The following is a 16,850-nucleotide window of genomic DNA, read 5'->3' as shown; positions in this document are numbered from 1 at the left end:
TTCTGTTAATGCTTGTGATGGAATACTTTGATTTGTACGCAGCCACCACTTGTAATGTGATTTGAATCATAAAATAAACTTTTAGCTCATGATATGCTTCAAAAAACATTAACCATTTTATGCTTCAAAAATCAGCTTCAAAGTAGAAAAACAACTTCTTTGGCGTAATATCCCATATTCCACAAGTGCGCTTGTAAATACGGGTAGATATAGCGTAGCTGACACCAGGGGCAAACTAAACGGTTTAGTTTCAATTCCAGGGAAAATTAAAAATTGTTAACAGGTTTATCCCAAAAGATGTTAACAAGTTTATATTTTAGCGAGTGTAAGCTGTTAACAAGTTTATGACTGACCCAATAGCCAAAGGAGGGCGAGGCCACAAAGCCCCCTACGAAACTACCCACGTCAGGATTGCTGAGGGGATCAAACCTGTTGTAGAAAGGCTTAGTGCCGTTTACCGTCAAAAATTTTTTGGCAATACAAACCCAGACAGCAACGGAGCAACTGAACTAATAGAACGAGTGGAAGCTGCGTTATCACCAGTTGTACCGACCGTTGAGGATTATCAACAAGTTTGCGCTCGCTATTTGGCATCGTTGCAGCTAGAGGAGCAAGCACCTGAATACAAAAAAGCAAAACAGCATATTGAGGCATTTATTCAAGAGTTAAAAATGGCGAGATTGTCACTGACTCCATCTTTGAAGAAGATGAATGTTGAAGCATTGCAACTATTGCGTCAAGAATTTAAAAATAATTGGTTGAGTTTCTTTGAAGCAATCTCAATCGAACCTGGATATTTTCAGACTTTTGAAGAATTATTACAAGCTTTAGAACGAGAAATGGCTATACCGTATGGGGATTTAGAATCTCATGAAAAAGATTTTCTTCGTGGTTGGGATGAGGTTTATAGCAAAGCTTGTGCTGAGGCTGACCGACGAAAACACGGGGCAAGTTCTAACTTCAACTGGTTTGAGCAGTAGTAGGTGTTCAAAAAAAGTGTTTAAAAAGTTTACGCGCGAGAGTGAAATCTAAAATTAGATAACAATTATTGATATATTGTTCATGTATGAAGCTGGCAATTGTAATAGAAATAAGACTTTGGGAATTAGATAAGAATCTAGAATTAACAACTAAAGATATATTTGATATTCTCTGTCAAGAATATCAGTTAAATGCTGATTCTATAGAAACAGCACTAAGTTGTAAATGTCCATTTGGATTAACTGGTTTCTTAAAGGAATTAGAGAATTCAGAACTGACTGAATACTTAGAATGTCGAGGTATATAAAAAATATAAGGATGTGAGAATACCTTGATTCAAGTTCGTTGGGTAACATCTAACAAAGCTGTCATCAAAAGCAAACCAAATAGTTTATTTTTAAGGAAATAAAAACTTAAAATTGTTAACAATTCTATTTCTAAAGGTGTTAAAAAATTTATCATAGAGAAGGACAAACATGGTAAATCTAGAACTTAATGATGAACAATTAAACATAATTTCAAAAGCTTGCGAACTTCTATCTCGAATTTACATGGGACAACTTGAAGAAGTAGCTTTGTTATTTTCTGACTTGCCAGATGAGCAATATCAAGAATTAGTTGATACCTTAAAATCACTCAAGTCTATTATCAAAGTTACATCAAAACAATCAAACTCTGGAATCAGAGATGAAAATATCCCAGAAGTAGCTCGTTACGCTTACGATATTCATCAAGTAATCCGCCATTATTTAGCTCGGAAACACTTTCCTCAAGGTGGTGCTGCTGTTCATTTTGATTCGCCTAATGCTTACGGAAGTCTGTCTCTACCAACAATTAGTGAATAATTTTTTCAAATCAAATTAGTATTAATTTTTGACTGAGTTTAGTTGTTTTCTTCAGTAAAATGTTGCTAGTTTTTCGATTTAAGTAGCAAATAACTGTAACCGTAGCTCCATTGTCTGGGTGAATTTTATCTCCAGGACAGAGCGAACTACCTGGTGGCAAGTAGCGATCGCCTTTACTTATTACCTTGCCATCTGCGTTAATACACTGGCGTAAAGCTATTAGTTGAGATTGTCCCCATGCACTGCTAGAGCCTGAAATAAGCAGTGTTGATATTGATGCGATCGCTACAACTTGAACTGGGAATTTTTTTTTCTGATTCCGTTTGTTAGATTTTGTAAACTCAACATCCTGAAAACCTGTGTAGTGTAGTTATTTACAAGTTAATAGCATACAAGAAACATGGTATTTCAAAAAGAGCTAGGGCGAAGGTGGGGGAACAAACTCTCCCAATAAACGCTTTAATATCTGCAATCGCCACTCTTGAACCTCTTGCTGATTTGACTCGGCAATCAGGCAAATCTCCCAAGTCAGCCTAGCATCATTAATTTCATTTAATGCTTCTTGCGCTTGCGCTAATAAACAGTAAGCATCTGTCCTGGCATCCAGCTTTGTTGATTTTTCCAAATCAGCCTTTGCCTCAGCATAACGTTTTAGCTCTAATTTTGCCCAACCTAAGTTTTTGTATAAACTAGATTTTAATTTGACATTATCAGTTTCTTTTAAACCTTCTTGAGCTAAAGCAATTGCCGAATTATACTTTTTATCTAAAATTTTCAACCTTGATAAATTATTGATGGCTGGTATTGCCTCTCTACTCATTTGTATAGCTAACTGATATTGCTTTTGGGCTAAATCATACATTCCTCTATTATCATAGAAAAGGGCTAGCCCATAACGGGCTTCCCAGCTAGCAGGCTTTAATTTGAATGAATTCTCATAATTTTTAATTGCACAGTCATCTTGGTTCAATTTCTCGCAAACATAAGCTAAATTACTATAAGCATCTACATCTTGATTATTATATTTTATTGCTAATTCATAATACCTTTTCGCCGCTTTCAGAGTATTGGAGTTGCGAGCGCCTCTTTCAAAGTAAAAACTTGATATAGTTCGATTACTCCGAGGGCTAATCTTTAAAGCCAAGTTAAAAAACTTTTGTGCCTGCTGAGTATTATTTGCTGCTTCTAACTTTCGCCCTTGGGCTACTAGGTAGTTTGCTACTAGAGGTAGAGATAGAAAGATCCCCCCAATTATTCCTAAAACTATTAATGTATATTTGCTATATTTAAATACTTTAGAAGTAGCTAACCTATAATTTTTAATTTGCTGAGGTAGCTTTTCTAACCGTTGCAAAATTAATTCAGTAGTCTGCGGACGTTGCGCTGGCAAGGGAGCCATCAACTCATCTATAAAGTCAGCGAGAGGTTTGTCAATCTGCTGTGCTTTATCTCTCCAAATTAGTTTTCCTGTTTTCTGATCTGTGGACAAGCTTATCAGTGAAGTACCTGTAATTAACCGCACCAAGGTTCGACCTAAAGCATAAAAATCTGACTGCGGTATTGCCTTGCCGTTAATTTGTTCTAGTGGAGTATAACAAGTTGAAACGACAGCGGTCACTTCATAATTTCCCGGTCTTGTGCTTGTTCCTCCACTAGCACTTACTTTTGCTAAATAGGTATCAGTAATTCTCCTTGCCGCACCAAAATCAACCAATGCCAACCTTCCATCTGGTTGAAGAATAATATTCGCTGGTTTGATATCTCTGTGAAAAATTTCTGTATGGTGTATTAAATCTATAATTTCTACTAATTGTTGTAACCAATCTAATGCTAGTGATTGTGAAATCTGACCATTTAACTCTATCCATTCTTGCAAATTTTCTCCCTCGATTTTATCCATCACTAAGCATCGCAACGTTAGAGGAAACTTATTTGGAGTAACGGTAAAAAAATCGTCCATTGTACTTTTTGGGATACACGGATGACTTAAAAGCCTCAAAGTTTTAGATTCTCTCTCGAACATTTCCACTATCTTAGGACTTCCCCATTTGAGGACTTTCATGATTCTGTGCCGGCGCACTGTATCCCACTTTGTCCCAGCATCTTCTACTTCCCATACTTCAACGTCTATATGCGAATCTCCCGTCAGTTCTCTTAAAGGCTTAATTAACCGAATCCGTCCATCGACTAGCAAAGGAGTGCCACAACAGAGACAATTTTCTGCATCATCTGGGTTCTCCCTAGCTTTGCACAGTGGGTTTATACAATATTTCACAGCCGATCCTAACAATTTACTTAGTATATCTAAATACCAGCATTTAATTGATCAATAACTCACCCACTACTAGAAAAATATTTTAAGATACATTGCTAAAGAGGTAGCTTTAAAGTCACACATAAAGTACTATGTTATCAACGCCATACTATAGCAGTATTAACGGGTAACTTATGGCTTATAGTGCTTCTTTACAACCAGATTCGTCTTCTGCTAATGCACCCTCAGATATTCATCTCAAGAGTAGCACTTTACAAAAGCTGACTCTAGAAGAAGCTTTAGATGTTTTGAATGAATTAGTCTACCAAGCGAGGGCAAAATCCTTATCAGAGCCAGAAATTATTGTTGTAAGAGGAGCTTGGTACGATCAAAGCTATGAAGAGATGTCTGAAAACTCATCTTATAAAAAAAATTATTTGCAACGCCGGGTAGCAATCGACTTATTTGATCTATTGACAAAAATTATTGGCAACGGAGAACAAGTCTGCAAACGAAATTTCCAAACTTGTCTACAAGCCTTTATAAATCAAGATGTAATCAAGGGAAGTAAGCTCCCTGATGTTTCTAAATTTTATGGTCGCACACAGGAGCTTGTCTACTTAAAAGAATTAATTGCAACACAGCAATTTAACTGTATATCACTGGTGGGAGTTGCAGGTATTGGTAAAAGCTCTTTGGCAGCAAAATTAATGAGCGATATTAGTAAAGATAAAAATTTTGGCTTCGACTTTTTCATTTGGAAATCAGTAGCTTATTTCCCCACAACTGAAGATTTAATATCAGAACTATTAGAAATTCTCGATCCTCAGTTCATTTCGCCCAGTTATACCCAAGCTAAAATTACTTTATTGCTCAAAATTCTCAAACAAAAACGCTGTTTAATAGTTTTAGATGAATTAGAAATTTTATATCAAAATCCCAAACTCAACTTGGATTATTTGATTTTTATCAGACGTTTAGTTGAGGAAAATCACCAAAGTTGTATTATAGTAACTAACAGAGTTTTATTTGATGATTTTGTTGAATTTATAAACACTAAAAGACCTTTCCAATTTATAAGAGTTGAAGGTTTAGATACAGATTCAGCCATCAAATTTTTGGGTGAAAGAGGAATTACAGATTTAAAAAGATGTCATCAACTAATTCAAACTTATCGTGGTAACCCTTCTGAATTGGCTGATGTGGTTAACCGCATTCATAAGATGTTTGGTAATACAGAAATATTTTTTGAAAATCCAACTACTCTTGTCAGTAAAAAATTAGAAAATATACTTAATAAAATGGTTGGGAATATCTTGGACAGCATTCATAAACAGATTATGATTTACTTAGCTGAAAAGACTGTTGAGGGTTCAGAATCAATTACTATTACCACAATATTGAATAATTTCAAACTCACCCATCAAGTATCTATTTCAACTTTAGATTTAGTCAAAGCATTAGAAAATTTAGAAAGAATGTCATTAATTGAAAGTGTTAAAAACCCTATTACTAAAGAAATCTGCTTTATACTTCAACCAGTTATCAAGAAGTATGTTCTTACAGACACTTTAGGTATAGTACATAATTTTGACTCTTCCAATTTAAAAATTGCATCATAACAGAGGTAGTTATGATGGCAGGTAAGCTAGACCCTCGAAAGGTAACAGCAACCACTGGTATACTCAGTTGCTTAACCAAGCAGGGTTCGCATCGGGTAAACTCCCACATACAAGTTTTCGAGCTAGACCCCAAACACATGTCACTATGTCACTCAGGGCTGCTTGAGAAAAGCCCTAAACCAGTAGGGCAAAATGTACAAAGATTAATCAATCAGGAGGTAACACAATTAAACAATCACAATCTTGCTAGATGCGAAAATAACCGAAGTTTTGTAAGATCGAGCTTGTCAACGCGTACAACCAAAAATGGAGGAAAATAAGGCACACATAAAAATGTAGGCAAAACCTACTAAGGAGTAGCGCTTTGCCCTAAAGTTCAGACAATTCAATAATTCCAGAGCGGGGTTGATCTCGTGATGACGAAGAAAGTGGGGTTTAAAGTTTGGCGACTTGAAACCACTGACTTGTCAAAAGATCCCACGCTGCTTTACTTTGCCATTATAGCGATAAAGAGAAAAGTACAGCTAGTCTCTGCTAACCGTTTTTGGCAATTTGATAGAAAATTTATATTTGATTTATGTAAATTTTTATAAAGCAGTGTGAATAAGAATAATCTAGAACTCAGAACCCAGCATTCGGAATTGATTATGGGTCTATTTTCCCGTACAAGTCTTTCACTTCAAGATGAGGTGAAGGACTTGGCAGATGCGATCGCGCCTACGAAGGACTCTAATTCCTCTGACTCCTGATTCCTGAAATCTAGATTGAAAACCCCTCTATGAAGCTGAAAACCATAGCTATCAGAGGAATCTACTGTGTCAAATAACCAATGCCCACAAGAGTTGGGTGTTGGGGATCAAATGTTGTCATCTAACATTTGTGAATACCCCAATAATCTCACCGCCGCCGAGTATCATGAGCTAGCGGTGAGCAGCGCCATTCATCCATCTTTGATCGAGCGCAACTTTTCTCATATCGAAGGAGAAACAGTTTACGATTATCTGTTCATCTCCCAAGCGATCCCCAGAAAAAACGCTGGTCGAGTTACAGACGGTTTTTTAAAAGCCTATCTGCATTTAATAGCAGGAGGATTATGGATTAGCGGACTAGACCCGATTAACAACTGGCAACCAATGGAGTGGGGACGGATGAAACCTTCCCTACCCCGGATTGATTGGGAAAAAGGAAAACCTGTTAAGTATGAGTCACCACCCAAAACGCCTAACCGAGTCACATACTTTGATGTATCCGATTATGTTTGGGATTTGGTGGCACGACGGTATAACATTAAGCGATATCACTCGCCCCTAGCACTGAGGTTACAAAATAGGCTTACTCCACTGATATTTTGGGAATGGGTACAGCGACACGCGGAAATACCTGTAATCCTTTGCGAAGGTGAAAAAAAGGCGGCCTGTTTACTAAGCTTGGGGTTTGTAGCTCTAGCACTGCCGGGCATTTGGAACGGACGAGTGGGGAAAAAGGATTTCGATGAGAGATTGCATCCGGATCTACTACCACTGGCACAAAAGGGGCGGAAATTCATTATTCTGTTTGACTACGAGACGAAGCTAAAAACCCGATGGTCGGTGTATCAAGCCACAGTTCGCACTGGCATTGCGATTGAGGGGGTTGGCTGTACTTGTGAGGTGGCACTACTGCCAGGGCCCCAAAAAGGCGTTGATGATTTTGTAGTTGCTAGAGGTGAGGATGCTAACGCATTGCTGACGGCAATTGTTGATGATGCTCACTCATTGAAAGATTACCAACGTTCGTTCCTCATCAAGCACCGAGGATTGAGAAAGTATAGACCAGACGCAGTTATCAATACTAAATATTTAACTGAAGCAATTTCGGTCAAGGACAAAGCAACAACCAACATACCACAACAGACAGTATGTGTATTACAAAGAGAAAAACAACTTGAACCTTTTGGTTTTCCCCATCAACCAGAGCAGCCAGAGGAAATACCCCCAGGCACTTGTGGAAAAATCAGGTACAAGCTCAAAAAATTGAGACAACAGCAACAGCCTTATAGGATTGTCTTCCCAAAAACTGGGTTAGTGGTACTCATCTCTGACATGGGTACTGGCAAAACCGAGTTAATGCGGTGCTGGCGTGATGCTCACCCTGACCAAAAATTCCTCAACAACGGACATCGAGTCAATTTGCTCAAAAATCTAGCACAACGTTTGAAAACCTTGATGTATTCTGACCTTGGTTATGCAGGCATGACGCAGGCAACTGCACTCAGTATCACCATCGACAGTTTATATAAGTTAAATACCCAAGCTCTAACTTATGGCTGCATTTTCATTGATGAGGCTTGCCAATACCTGACTCACCTATTACTGAGCAAAACCTGTAAAGAACATCGCGCCTTAATCCTGGAAACACTACAGTATATTGTCTACAACGCCCCCCTGGTAGTGATTGCCGATGCACACATGGATGATACGACTATTGAGTTTTTCAAAGCCATGCGACCAGAGAACGAGCAGCCGTACATTATTAAGAATGAGTTCAACAACGGAGATCGCACCATCTATTGGTACGAAGGACAGAATTCTTCGGTGCTGGTGGCTCAGATTTCGGCGGCAATCATGATTGGTCAGAAAGTCATGGTGGTGTCTGACTCAAAGCGTTTCATCAAGAAACTAGAAAAATCATTATTGCTACACATTGAGTTATCTCCTGATGCCGACGAGATTGACTCCACCACTAATTCTCCATCTACTACTAACAATAGTAGACGTTTGGCAAAATTACGGATTTGGTCTGTACATTCCGATAACTCTGGCAGTGACGAGAATGTGGTCTTTATTAAAGACATCACTAATGCCGTCAAAAATATAGATATACTTTTGACTTCGCCCAGTCTGGGAACTGGTGTAGACATTCCAGACTATCATTTTGATTTAGTGTTTGGGGTGTTTCATGCCATCAGTCAAACCGCTACCGAATGCGCTCAACAACTGTGGCGGTATCGTCCAAAAGTGCCGATTCATGTTTGGGTGGCCCCCAAACCCCCATTTGGCTACCTTGACACCAATCCCACCAAAATCAAAGAAAGGTTACTCCAAACCAACGAAATCACAGCTTTTCTGTTGCGGATCGACCGCGAGACTGGTAAGCGCGGGGCTGAGAAGGATTGGGCATTAGATGCCTACTGCCAAATTCAAGCCAACCGCCATCAATCAATTAATAATCTTCGGGCGGATCTGCGCGATTTGTTAACTCAAATGGGTAATCAGATTGTACCAGTGGGTGATGAGAATGATGCTCATGCTTTGGAATATTTGAAAAATGCTGCTGATGCTCTGGATACTGCTCACCATCATGCCGTCGCCAGTGCCAAAAACATTACTAAAACAGAATACCGCGCACGACAAACCAAGGATTATCTTTCGCCTGATGAGATGAACGAATGTGAAAAATTCCGCATTCATGAAGCTTACGGTATGGAAGTTACGCCCCTATTAGTCGAGAAGGATAACTCCGGTAGACTCATTGGGGCGCTTGCTGCTCTTGAAGCCATCCTTTCACCACCAGATGAAATCATCCAAGACTCCAAGACTGGTAAACAGTACCCATTACCACCAGCATTTGTTACCCAACTAGACCGCGCCGAACGCGACAAACTTCCATTTTGCATGGATTGGGGCAATTATTCCGCCAAGTGGTTAGCAAGGGTAAACTTGGGATTACATCACGTCTTGGGGCGTTTAGTCACTGGCGAAGAAGTAACAGCTGCCGATCCACATCTATTAAATATGACAGCGATCGCCATTCAATGTGCTGCTCACATCAAAGCAATTCTTGGTTTTACTGTACCAACCGACTGTCAACCAATTTGGCTGTTGGCCACTTTGGTTGAACAACTGGGGCTAAAGTTAGCTTGCCGTAAACAGGGCAAACGCGGTCAACAGGTGAAATTATTCTCGCTGTCGAAGGCAGAATTGGATTTTGCACTCGCTGTTATCGAACATCGACAAAGCAAACGTGCCGAAAGACAATCAGCATCAGGCTTAGAGCCAATTTTATCCGCCGTATCCACCCCCCCCCATAATTGTATAGGGAACCCCCTCGTTGGGGGGGTGGATACTACACAACCAGAAGAGGCACAGGGGCACAGATCTATGGCAGTAACCCCGGGAGCAGCACTCTTGGGCACAGGGGCACAGGGGCAAGAATCTCTCTCCCCTGCTTCCTCTACAGATCGCATTACTTTACTTCACTGCGTGGAAACCCTTCGCTCTGGCATCGTCCAAGGTGTAGAGGCTCTTAAGGGTATCCTCAAGCGATGGACTGGCGATTTGCGTTGGCAGACGGTGCTGGAGTTGGAGGCGATAGCGCTCAGTGAACTGCGCTCGTTGGAGGCAGCAATCCCGGAATTTTATGAGTGGCTATCGGAGGAGGTGTTACCGATGGAGGGGTAATTTCCAATTCGGTCTGTTTCAAAGATCCATCAAATTTAAAGCACTACTGTCATTAGGTCGAGCCTTGAGATAGCGATCGGTGATGGCTAAATTGGCATGACCCAAAGTTTCTTTCACCAGTACCGGATTAGTTCCGCGCTCAATGGCGTGAGATCCATGAGCATGACGTAACCAGTGCGCCGAAACTCGATCGCTTAACCCAGCAGCAGAGGCTATTTCCTTAATAATGGGGTGTAAGTTTTGACGGTCGAGGTGTCCCCCTTTTTGACTTTGGAACACTGCGTCTTTTGGTAAAGCTTGACCTTTGAACTCCATTAGTTCCGTCCACAGCTTCGACTTGATGAGAATAGTACGATTTTTGCTGCCCTTGGCTTTACGAACATATACCTGACCACTCTCACCACGGGGTGTCAAATCTCCCCAGGTCAACTCACAAATTTCACTTGCCCGTAATCCCGCCTGGTACAAGAGTTTGATAATTAACAAATTTCTTTTTGCGATGTTCTGCCGTTTGGGAGTTTTAGCATCAGCTAAATGTTTAGATGCTGCTCGTACTAACAATTTAATATCAGCCTCATCTAGATAGCGTTCGTTGATTACATCTGGCAGTTCGCCCAGTTTTAATGCCATACCCACATTAAAAGGTAAATATCCAATTTTATGAGCGAAACTAATCAAGCTTTTAGCTGCGGCAATGTATATGCGCTTGGTACTTTCTACATTGCTCCCGAAGGAGCTAGCGTATTCTACCAAATCTTCATAAGTCACTTTTTTGAGAGGTTTGTCCAAGAATTCCAGAAATCGTCTCGTGTAGCGCTGGTATGCCCGAACAGAACTTGGTGCTTTCCCCTCCAACCACAGTGCAATCAACTTCGCTTCTGCCTGGGTCCAGGGCAAGGAAGCAAGAGCCTTTCTATACGCTGTTATGTGGACAACAGAGAGCGTCATTTTTATTACTCCCTTTATAATCAGACACAAGAGTAGTTTCGTCTGGTTTTATAGTGTCTGATTTTTATTGTCCTTTAAAATGGGCGTTTCAACTCACCCTCAAGCGAGTGAAAATTTATCGATTTTTGCGTATAGTACACCTCTAATACTGAGGAGCGTGACAAACACAATACTGTTATGCAATTGTTCAGCAGGGTATTTATTTTGAAAAACCTAAAAATAGATGAAAAAAATAAACTAAAAATGACTTTATAGTTAATAAATGATACAATAGGTCAAAGAGCGTCCTCCAAAGTTTATTTACGCCGCAGTGTACTGCTTTTTAAGCGCTATCACGCCATAAAACTATAGAGTCATTTTTAGTTTATTTTTTGAGAGTGGTTTGATTGCTTTGTGTTTAAGACACTTTTTTTTCTAGAACCGCAAACGGGAGCTAGAGAAGTAGTTTCTCAAGAATTGCCAAGGCACTTACCAGGAATGAAATGCCCCGCCGTCGCTTACGAGACAGGGGGCGAAAGCACAGCTAGCTACTTCTTTTGAGAGCAACAACCGCAAGCCGGGTGAAATTGTTAAGTTGAACATTTCTAAATTGCAATCGTCGGGTGCAAAAAAGCGCTTTCCAACCGCTGCTGCAATCGCGTATATCGCAGTTGGCCGTCACTAGAACGCAAAGCCTTGGATATCGCTTTCTTGGAACCAACGACAATCGCTAACTGCTTGGCACAAGTTAATGCTGTGTACAACTGTTTACGAGACAACATTATATAAGGCTGCGTATAAATTGGCAGAATTACTACCGGATATTCTGAACCCTGGCTTTGATGAATGGTGAAGCTCCAAGCGAGGGCAATTTGATTTAAGTCTGCTCTGGTCCTAACGACAGTATGCTTACCATACTGTACAGTAACTTCCATCTCTTCAAGATCAATGGCCTTGATAATTCCGAAGTCGCCATTAAAAATTTCGTGATTATAATCATTAGTCAGTTGAATGATCCGATCGCCTTCTCGTAATAAATTCCCGCCCCTGGTAATCTCTACTTTGTCGGGACTGGGCGGATTAATCAACTGCTGCAATACGGTATTGAGGTTACGAGTCCCAAGCAAACCCCGCGACATGGGGCAAAGCACTTGCACATCAGTAGCTCGATTGTAACCCAGGCGGGGAATCAAGTCTGTAATGATTTCGGATATTGCTTTAACACCATGTTTGGGGTGATGACCGCCGCCGTGCCACAGACACTCAGACACGGGATTATCGGAAATCGGTTCAATTGTGGGAAACTGGCTTCGGTTAATTTGGTGAGCAGAGGTGATAATTGCGCTCTGTTGGGCTTGCCTAAATAGCTTGGTCAACCGCACCACCGGAACGTGACCAGAATTAATCAAGTCAGCAAGGATTTGACCCGGACCGACAGAGGGTAACTGGTCAATGTCACCCACTAGCAGTAGTTGGGAACCGTATTGTATCGCCTTTACCAAAGAAGATGCCAGAAACAAATCAAGCATACTAGCTTCTAGCGCGACAATTGCGGTATGGGGTAAAGGGTTTTGATTATCGCGTTTGAAGCCCATTGTCTTTGGGTCAAATTCCAACAAGCAGTGTATCGTCTTGGCTTCGAGTTGTGTGATTTCACTCAGGTGTTGAGCAGCGCGTCCAGTTGGCGCAGCTAAGGCGATAGATTTGCCCATTGCTTTCCACAGAGAGACTATGATCTGGGTGGTGAAAGTTTTACCGCAACCGGGGCCACCAGTAAGAATCATTACCCTTGAATATGCAGCCATTTCTACCGCTAGCCGTTGCTGTGGTGAAAGTTTGATTTTACGACTCTTGGTGAAGTGCTCAATCCAGGCGCGAACACGAGGCATATCTTGTGCAACTGGTTGGCAAAATCTAGATTGTATTAATTGAGCAAGGTTCTGTTCGGTGTGAAAGTACGTTGGTAGATAACATAGCAGCGTTTGGTCTGAGCTTTTCTCGCGGATTAAGTCATCCTTGAGTGCCATGTCTTTGATAATACCAGTGAGGGCATCTTCTTCGGGTGTGTGATCTGCTGTAGTCAGGAGTTTGATAACATTCTCAATTAGTAGAGGCTGGGGTAAATAGCAATGCCCATCGGCAGCAGCTTCGTTCAAAACATGAATTAAACCAGCACGGTAACGGAACTGACTATCAGGCGCAACTCCTAAATTAAAGGCAATTTTATCAGTTCTCAGAAAACCAATACCGTAGATGTCAGCAGCTAACTGGTAGGGATTGCTGGTGAGAGTAGCGAGTGCTTCATCCTTGTACTGCCTGTAAATTTTGACTGCATAAGTAGTAGAAACGCCATGACTGTGGAGAAATAGCATTAAATAGATGTAACAGATGTAAGAAAATAAAATAAAAATAAGTTGATAGCTAAATAAAGATATTTTGAATTGAAGCAGAGACTTCATATTTGGGTTATGCCATCGGCGACGGCGACCCGGACGCGAACAATCCCACAAACTATCGAGTTTGCCCCAGTACCAGCGATGAATTGTGTCGCGTACAGTCTGTGGATGCCATTTTAAGTATTGTGCGATTTTTAGCACTGTCCATCCAGCAGCTGATAAGCGTAGTACAGTGGCACGACTTTGAGTTCTTGGTGGTATACCTTTTGCTTGAGTGAGTGCTAGTAGGGCTTGATCTTCTATTGGTGACAGGTTAACTTTTAAAGGCGCTGGCATCTTGATCAGGGGTAAAAATATTTACGACTAAAAAAATTATCCCAACTTGATGTGCCATGCCCCAGCAATGACATTAAACAAAATATTTGGTAATCAAGCGGATACTGCTTGGGCTATCCATTTTCATGAGAATTTCTGTTTTCATCTGGGCATCCTCAATTTGCTCAATCAAGATTTTGTGCAAAAGTGTTGAGTGAGAGCCGTCAACTCTCTCCCTATGGGTGCCACCTCAGCCAGATTGTTTTGTTCATCTGTAATTATTATTGAGCCGTGGGAGCATGTGGGCATTAATAGTTTTGGTGTAAGGATTCAGGTCTAAAATTGCGGAAGCAAAGAAGGGCGAGACTGATAATTATTAGAATCAGCAATTAGAGCCTGTGCAAAAAAATCAATAACAGACCGACCTTGACGGCGACAAGTCTGCACCACCGTCAACAAATTAGCAGTGTGTTGAAACCGCTCCATCGAACGGGAACTACCACTCACCTTACGTTTTGTCACAGCTAAACGCAGCGTTCGCGAAGCGTGTCCGAAGGACTCTCGTTCGGCCTGATTATTATCAGGAGGGACTTCAGGATTATCCAGGAAATACCACCATTGATGAGCCTTGTCGTGATACTCCACTATTTCTATGGGACGATAAACTAGTTGCGCTACCGCATGTTTTTCTACTTTTACTGCTAGGGGTGCAAATGTTTTTTGACCACAGTAAGCACAATCCGTAGGACTGATAATTTCATAGCGCGATCTACTCTGCCAAAGCCCTTACGGGTTTTGCCTTGATGTCCTGGTTGCCCACCTGGTTTCTTTTTGGGCTGATTTGATTCCTCTTCTTGAGGTGGTGCTTTTTTGTTTTCACTCTTTTTGTGAATGTCTCCAGACGGTGGTTTCGATGAAGTAGAACTGTCTAAATCTCTACTGACTTTTAAAAGTTCTATTTCTTGCTGTAGTTCAATACCGTTGCCAATTTACGAGGCTTTGAAGCCTGTAGAAACGGCATGAATACGTCCCAAAGAAGTAAGCTTGGCAAAGATCTGATTCAATAAAATAGGCTCAGGGGTTTGAGGAAGCATTTTTAAAATTTCATGTACATACAGGGCGAACGCATCTAAATATAGTACATACTTACTAAAATAGAGATAAAGGCAGTGATCGCTGATGGTATAGAGGTTGAGCAATAAGGCTTTGATGGTAAAGTCATTGTAAAAATAGTCATATTGCCCCAGTTTGCGTGAAGCTCAAGCCCAAAATCACAATTGCTGACCATTTTGCTGTGATGTCAGACCCACGAATAGATCGTACAAAACGACATAAATTGATTGACATTTTGACCATTGCTTTGTGTGCAGTGATCTGTGGAGCAGATAGTTGGGTGGCAATTGAACTATATGGCTGCACGAAATATGAATGGTTAAAAACGTTTTTGGAGTTACCAAATGGTATTCCGTCACACGATACATTTGCGCGAGTCTTTGCACAGTTAAACCCCCAACAGTTCCAAGAATGTTTTCTGTCATGGATGAGATCAATACAGAAGGTAACATCAGGGGAGATAGTAGCAATTGATGGGAAAAGTTTATGTGGTTCTAACGATAAAGCATCTGGGCAAAGTGCGATTGAAATAGTTAGTGCCTGGGCGACGACAAATAGATTGGTATTAGGTCAGGTAAAAGTAGATTCTAACTCAAATGAAATTACAGCAATCCCAGAGTTCTTAAAGGTGCTAGAACTGTCTGGATGTATTGTGAAAATAGATGCAATCGGCTGTCAAAAAAAATTGTGAAGTTAATCGCCCAGCAAGATGCAGACTATGTAATTACCTTAAAAAAGAATCAAGGAAATCTTTATAATGAAGTAGAAAAACTAATCGATGAAGGAATAAGAACTGGCTTCCAAGGATTAAAGTATAACACGTATAAAACCGAGGAATTTGGTCATGGTCGCTACGAAATACGTCATTATCTAATGTTATCTAATATCCAAGAAAAGTTTGACCCAGATTCAGTTTGGGCAAAATTAAATAGCATAGGTATGGTGGAGTCTGTACGGGAGCTAGATGGCAAGACAACGGTAGAAACCCGTTATTTTATTAGTAGCCTGGAGGATAATGCCCAAAAGTTTGCTAATTCTATTCGCAGCCATTGGGGAATTGAAAATTCACTACATTGGATTTTGGATGTAGCATTAAACGAAGATGACTGTCGCATAAGAAAAGAAAACGCACCACAAAATTTTGCAGTTCTGCGCCACATTGCAGTTAATTTGTTAGGAAAAGAAAAACGAGTGAAAGTAGGAGTAAAAAACAAACAATTTCTAGCTGCAATGGATAATCAATATTTAACTAGATTACTTTCCTTGGCTTAAAGCTGATTTTATAAGGCATTGAATCAGGCTGTAACTAATTTTATATTTAGGTCGCAGTTATTAATTCATGTTGTCCACTTTCTGCTAATTGTTGATTTAAAATTATATCTTCATAATAAATAATAAGTTTTTAATATCTAAGTTTATCCTTTGATTTGCATTCACTATTTATCTAAGTGAATTGGCTTTATTCTAGATATTTGAATTTGCTTTCCAATTCTTATTAGCAATTAAGATGCGTTCGCCCTGGTTACGTTGTCCGACACGCCCCGAAGACTTTTTAGGCGTTTGCTGTTGCTCCCGTGTTTCATCTGTCTTCTGTGTATCCGTGGGAGGGGGGTAAGATTTGTTTCCAGCGGTGCTTCACTAATGGAAGAATTATCTGGTTTTGTCTTCAAAATAAAGCCAATGCTGCATCAACTCTTTGACATCAACATTCAGAGGTACTTGCATCAGCAGTGCCAATAATGCTGCTTGAAAATCCTGACGGTCTTGTTCATTCTGATACAAATAACGCGGAAAATGGATATCCAGTCCCCGCCGAGATGCTTGACCACTTAAATTACGAAAATTCAGCAATTCGTAAGTCCCAATCAGAATGTGTAGCACCCCCGTAACGTTGGTCATAGACGGGAGCAACGCGATTTTGTGAGGTTGGGCGAAAAAGGTGCGATCACTAAAAACTA

The 16,850-nt window shown here is 40.5% G+C and carries 9 protein-coding genes and 3 pseudogenes; 7 read left to right on the top strand and 5 right to left on the bottom strand.

The window, feature by feature from the left end; all coding sequences use genetic code 11:
• Window positions 1-344 precede the first annotated feature (344 nt).
• From ACM0OY_RS35670 to ACM0OY_RS35660, 3 genes are all read left to right on the top strand, one after another.
• Window positions 345-980 (top strand): hypothetical protein, encoded by a 636-nt coding sequence (locus ACM0OY_RS35670; RefSeq protein WP_260446765.1) that lies wholly within the window; start codon window positions 345-347, stop codon window positions 978-980.
• A gap of 86 nt (window positions 981-1,066) precedes the next feature.
• The gene (locus tag ACM0OY_RS35665) at window positions 1,067-1,288 is read left to right on the top strand and encodes a hypothetical protein (RefSeq protein WP_414573471.1); all 222 of its coding nucleotides are present in this window, start codon (window positions 1,067-1,069) and stop codon (window positions 1,286-1,288) included.
• A 169-nt stretch (window positions 1,289-1,457) separates the two neighbouring features.
• A complete protein-coding gene (locus ACM0OY_RS35660) occupies window positions 1,458-1,826 on the top strand; it encodes a hypothetical protein (RefSeq protein ID WP_414573470.1) in 369 nt (122 codons plus the stop codon).
• Window positions 1,827-2,244: 418 nt separating this feature from the next.
• On the opposite strand, the gene ACM0OY_RS35655 is transcribed toward ACM0OY_RS35660, so the two are convergent.
• Window positions 2,245-4,101, bottom strand: coding sequence for a protein kinase domain-containing protein (locus ACM0OY_RS35655; RefSeq protein ID WP_414573469.1), 1,857 nt, complete (start codon window positions 4,099-4,101; stop codon window positions 2,245-2,247).
• A gap of 173 nt (window positions 4,102-4,274) precedes the next feature.
• Here ACM0OY_RS35655 and ACM0OY_RS35650 point away from each other — a divergent pair, with 173 nt between their 5' ends.
• The 3 genes from ACM0OY_RS35650 (at window position 4,275) to ACM0OY_RS35640 (ending at window position 10,141) form a co-directional block, all read left to right on the top strand.
• Window positions 4,275-5,702 carry an NB-ARC domain-containing protein gene (locus ACM0OY_RS35650; RefSeq protein WP_322733023.1) on the top strand — a complete coding sequence of 476 codons (1,428 nt, stop codon included), beginning with the start codon at window positions 4,275-4,277 and terminating at the stop codon, window positions 5,700-5,702.
• 599 nt (window positions 5,703-6,301) lie between these two features.
• On the top strand, window positions 6,302-6,451 hold the full coding sequence (locus tag ACM0OY_RS35645; RefSeq protein ID WP_322733022.1) for a hypothetical protein: 150 nt from the start codon (window positions 6,302-6,304) through the stop codon (window positions 6,449-6,451).
• A gap of 66 nt (window positions 6,452-6,517) precedes the next feature.
• Window positions 6,518-10,141, top strand: a complete 3,624-nt coding sequence (locus ACM0OY_RS35640) for a plasmid replication protein, CyRepA1 family (RefSeq protein ID WP_414573468.1) — start codon at window positions 6,518-6,520, stop codon at window positions 10,139-10,141.
• Window positions 10,142-10,159: 18 nt separating this feature from the next.
• Here the strand turns inward: ACM0OY_RS35640 and ACM0OY_RS35635 are convergent, their stop codons facing one another.
• The 3 genes and pseudogenes from ACM0OY_RS35635 to ACM0OY_RS35625 all read right to left on the bottom strand — a co-directional run.
• Complete coding sequence (locus tag ACM0OY_RS35635; protein ID WP_414573467.1) at window positions 10,160-11,089, bottom strand: tyrosine-type recombinase/integrase; 930 nt, start codon at window positions 11,087-11,089, stop codon at window positions 10,160-10,162.
• Between the two features lie 584 nt (window positions 11,090-11,673).
• Window positions 11,674-13,800 carry an AAA family ATPase gene (locus ACM0OY_RS35630; RefSeq protein WP_414573466.1) on the bottom strand — a complete coding sequence of 709 codons (2,127 nt, stop codon included), beginning with the start codon at window positions 13,798-13,800 and terminating at the stop codon, window positions 11,674-11,676.
• A 315-nt stretch (window positions 13,801-14,115) separates the two neighbouring features.
• Window positions 14,116-14,756: pseudogene (locus ACM0OY_RS35625) on the bottom strand (hypothetical protein); the annotation flags it as partial.
• A 275-nt stretch (window positions 14,757-15,031) separates the two neighbouring features.
• Here ACM0OY_RS35625 and ACM0OY_RS35620 point away from each other — a divergent pair.
• Window positions 15,032-16,164, top strand: a pseudogene (locus ACM0OY_RS35620) (ISAs1 family transposase).
• A 378-nt stretch (window positions 16,165-16,542) separates the two neighbouring features.
• Here ACM0OY_RS35620 and ACM0OY_RS35615 read toward each other — a convergent pair.
• Window positions 16,543-16,850: pseudogene (locus ACM0OY_RS35615) on the bottom strand (hypothetical protein); the annotation flags it as partial.

This window comes from Nostoc sp. CCY 9925, assembly GCF_963920935.1.
In the GTDB taxonomy this organism is placed as follows: domain Bacteria; phylum Cyanobacteriota; class Cyanobacteriia; order Cyanobacteriales; family Nostocaceae; genus Nostoc.
Note: the sequence above shows the minus strand (reverse complement) of the source record. Positions and strands in the feature narration are given on the sequence as shown.

Coding starts and splice junctions, on each gene's coding strand:
- ACM0OY_RS35670 (WP_260446765.1), top strand. CDS start 345: ATGACTGACCCAATAGCCAAAGGAGGGCGAGGCCACAAAGCCCCCTAC.
- ACM0OY_RS35665 (WP_414573471.1), top strand. CDS start 1,067: ATGAAGCTGGCAATTGTAATAGAAATAAGACTTTGGGAATTAGATAAG.
- ACM0OY_RS35660 (WP_414573470.1), top strand. CDS start 1,458: ATGGTAAATCTAGAACTTAATGATGAACAATTAAACATAATTTCAAAA.
- ACM0OY_RS35650 (WP_322733023.1), top strand. CDS start 4,275: ATGGCTTATAGTGCTTCTTTACAACCAGATTCGTCTTCTGCTAATGCA.
- ACM0OY_RS35635 (WP_414573467.1), bottom strand. CDS start 11,089: ATGACGCTCTCTGTTGTCCACATAACAGCGTATAGAAAGGCTCTTGCT.
- ACM0OY_RS35630 (WP_414573466.1), bottom strand. CDS start 13,800: ATGCCAGCGCCTTTAAAAGTTAACCTGTCACCAATAGAAGATCAAGCC.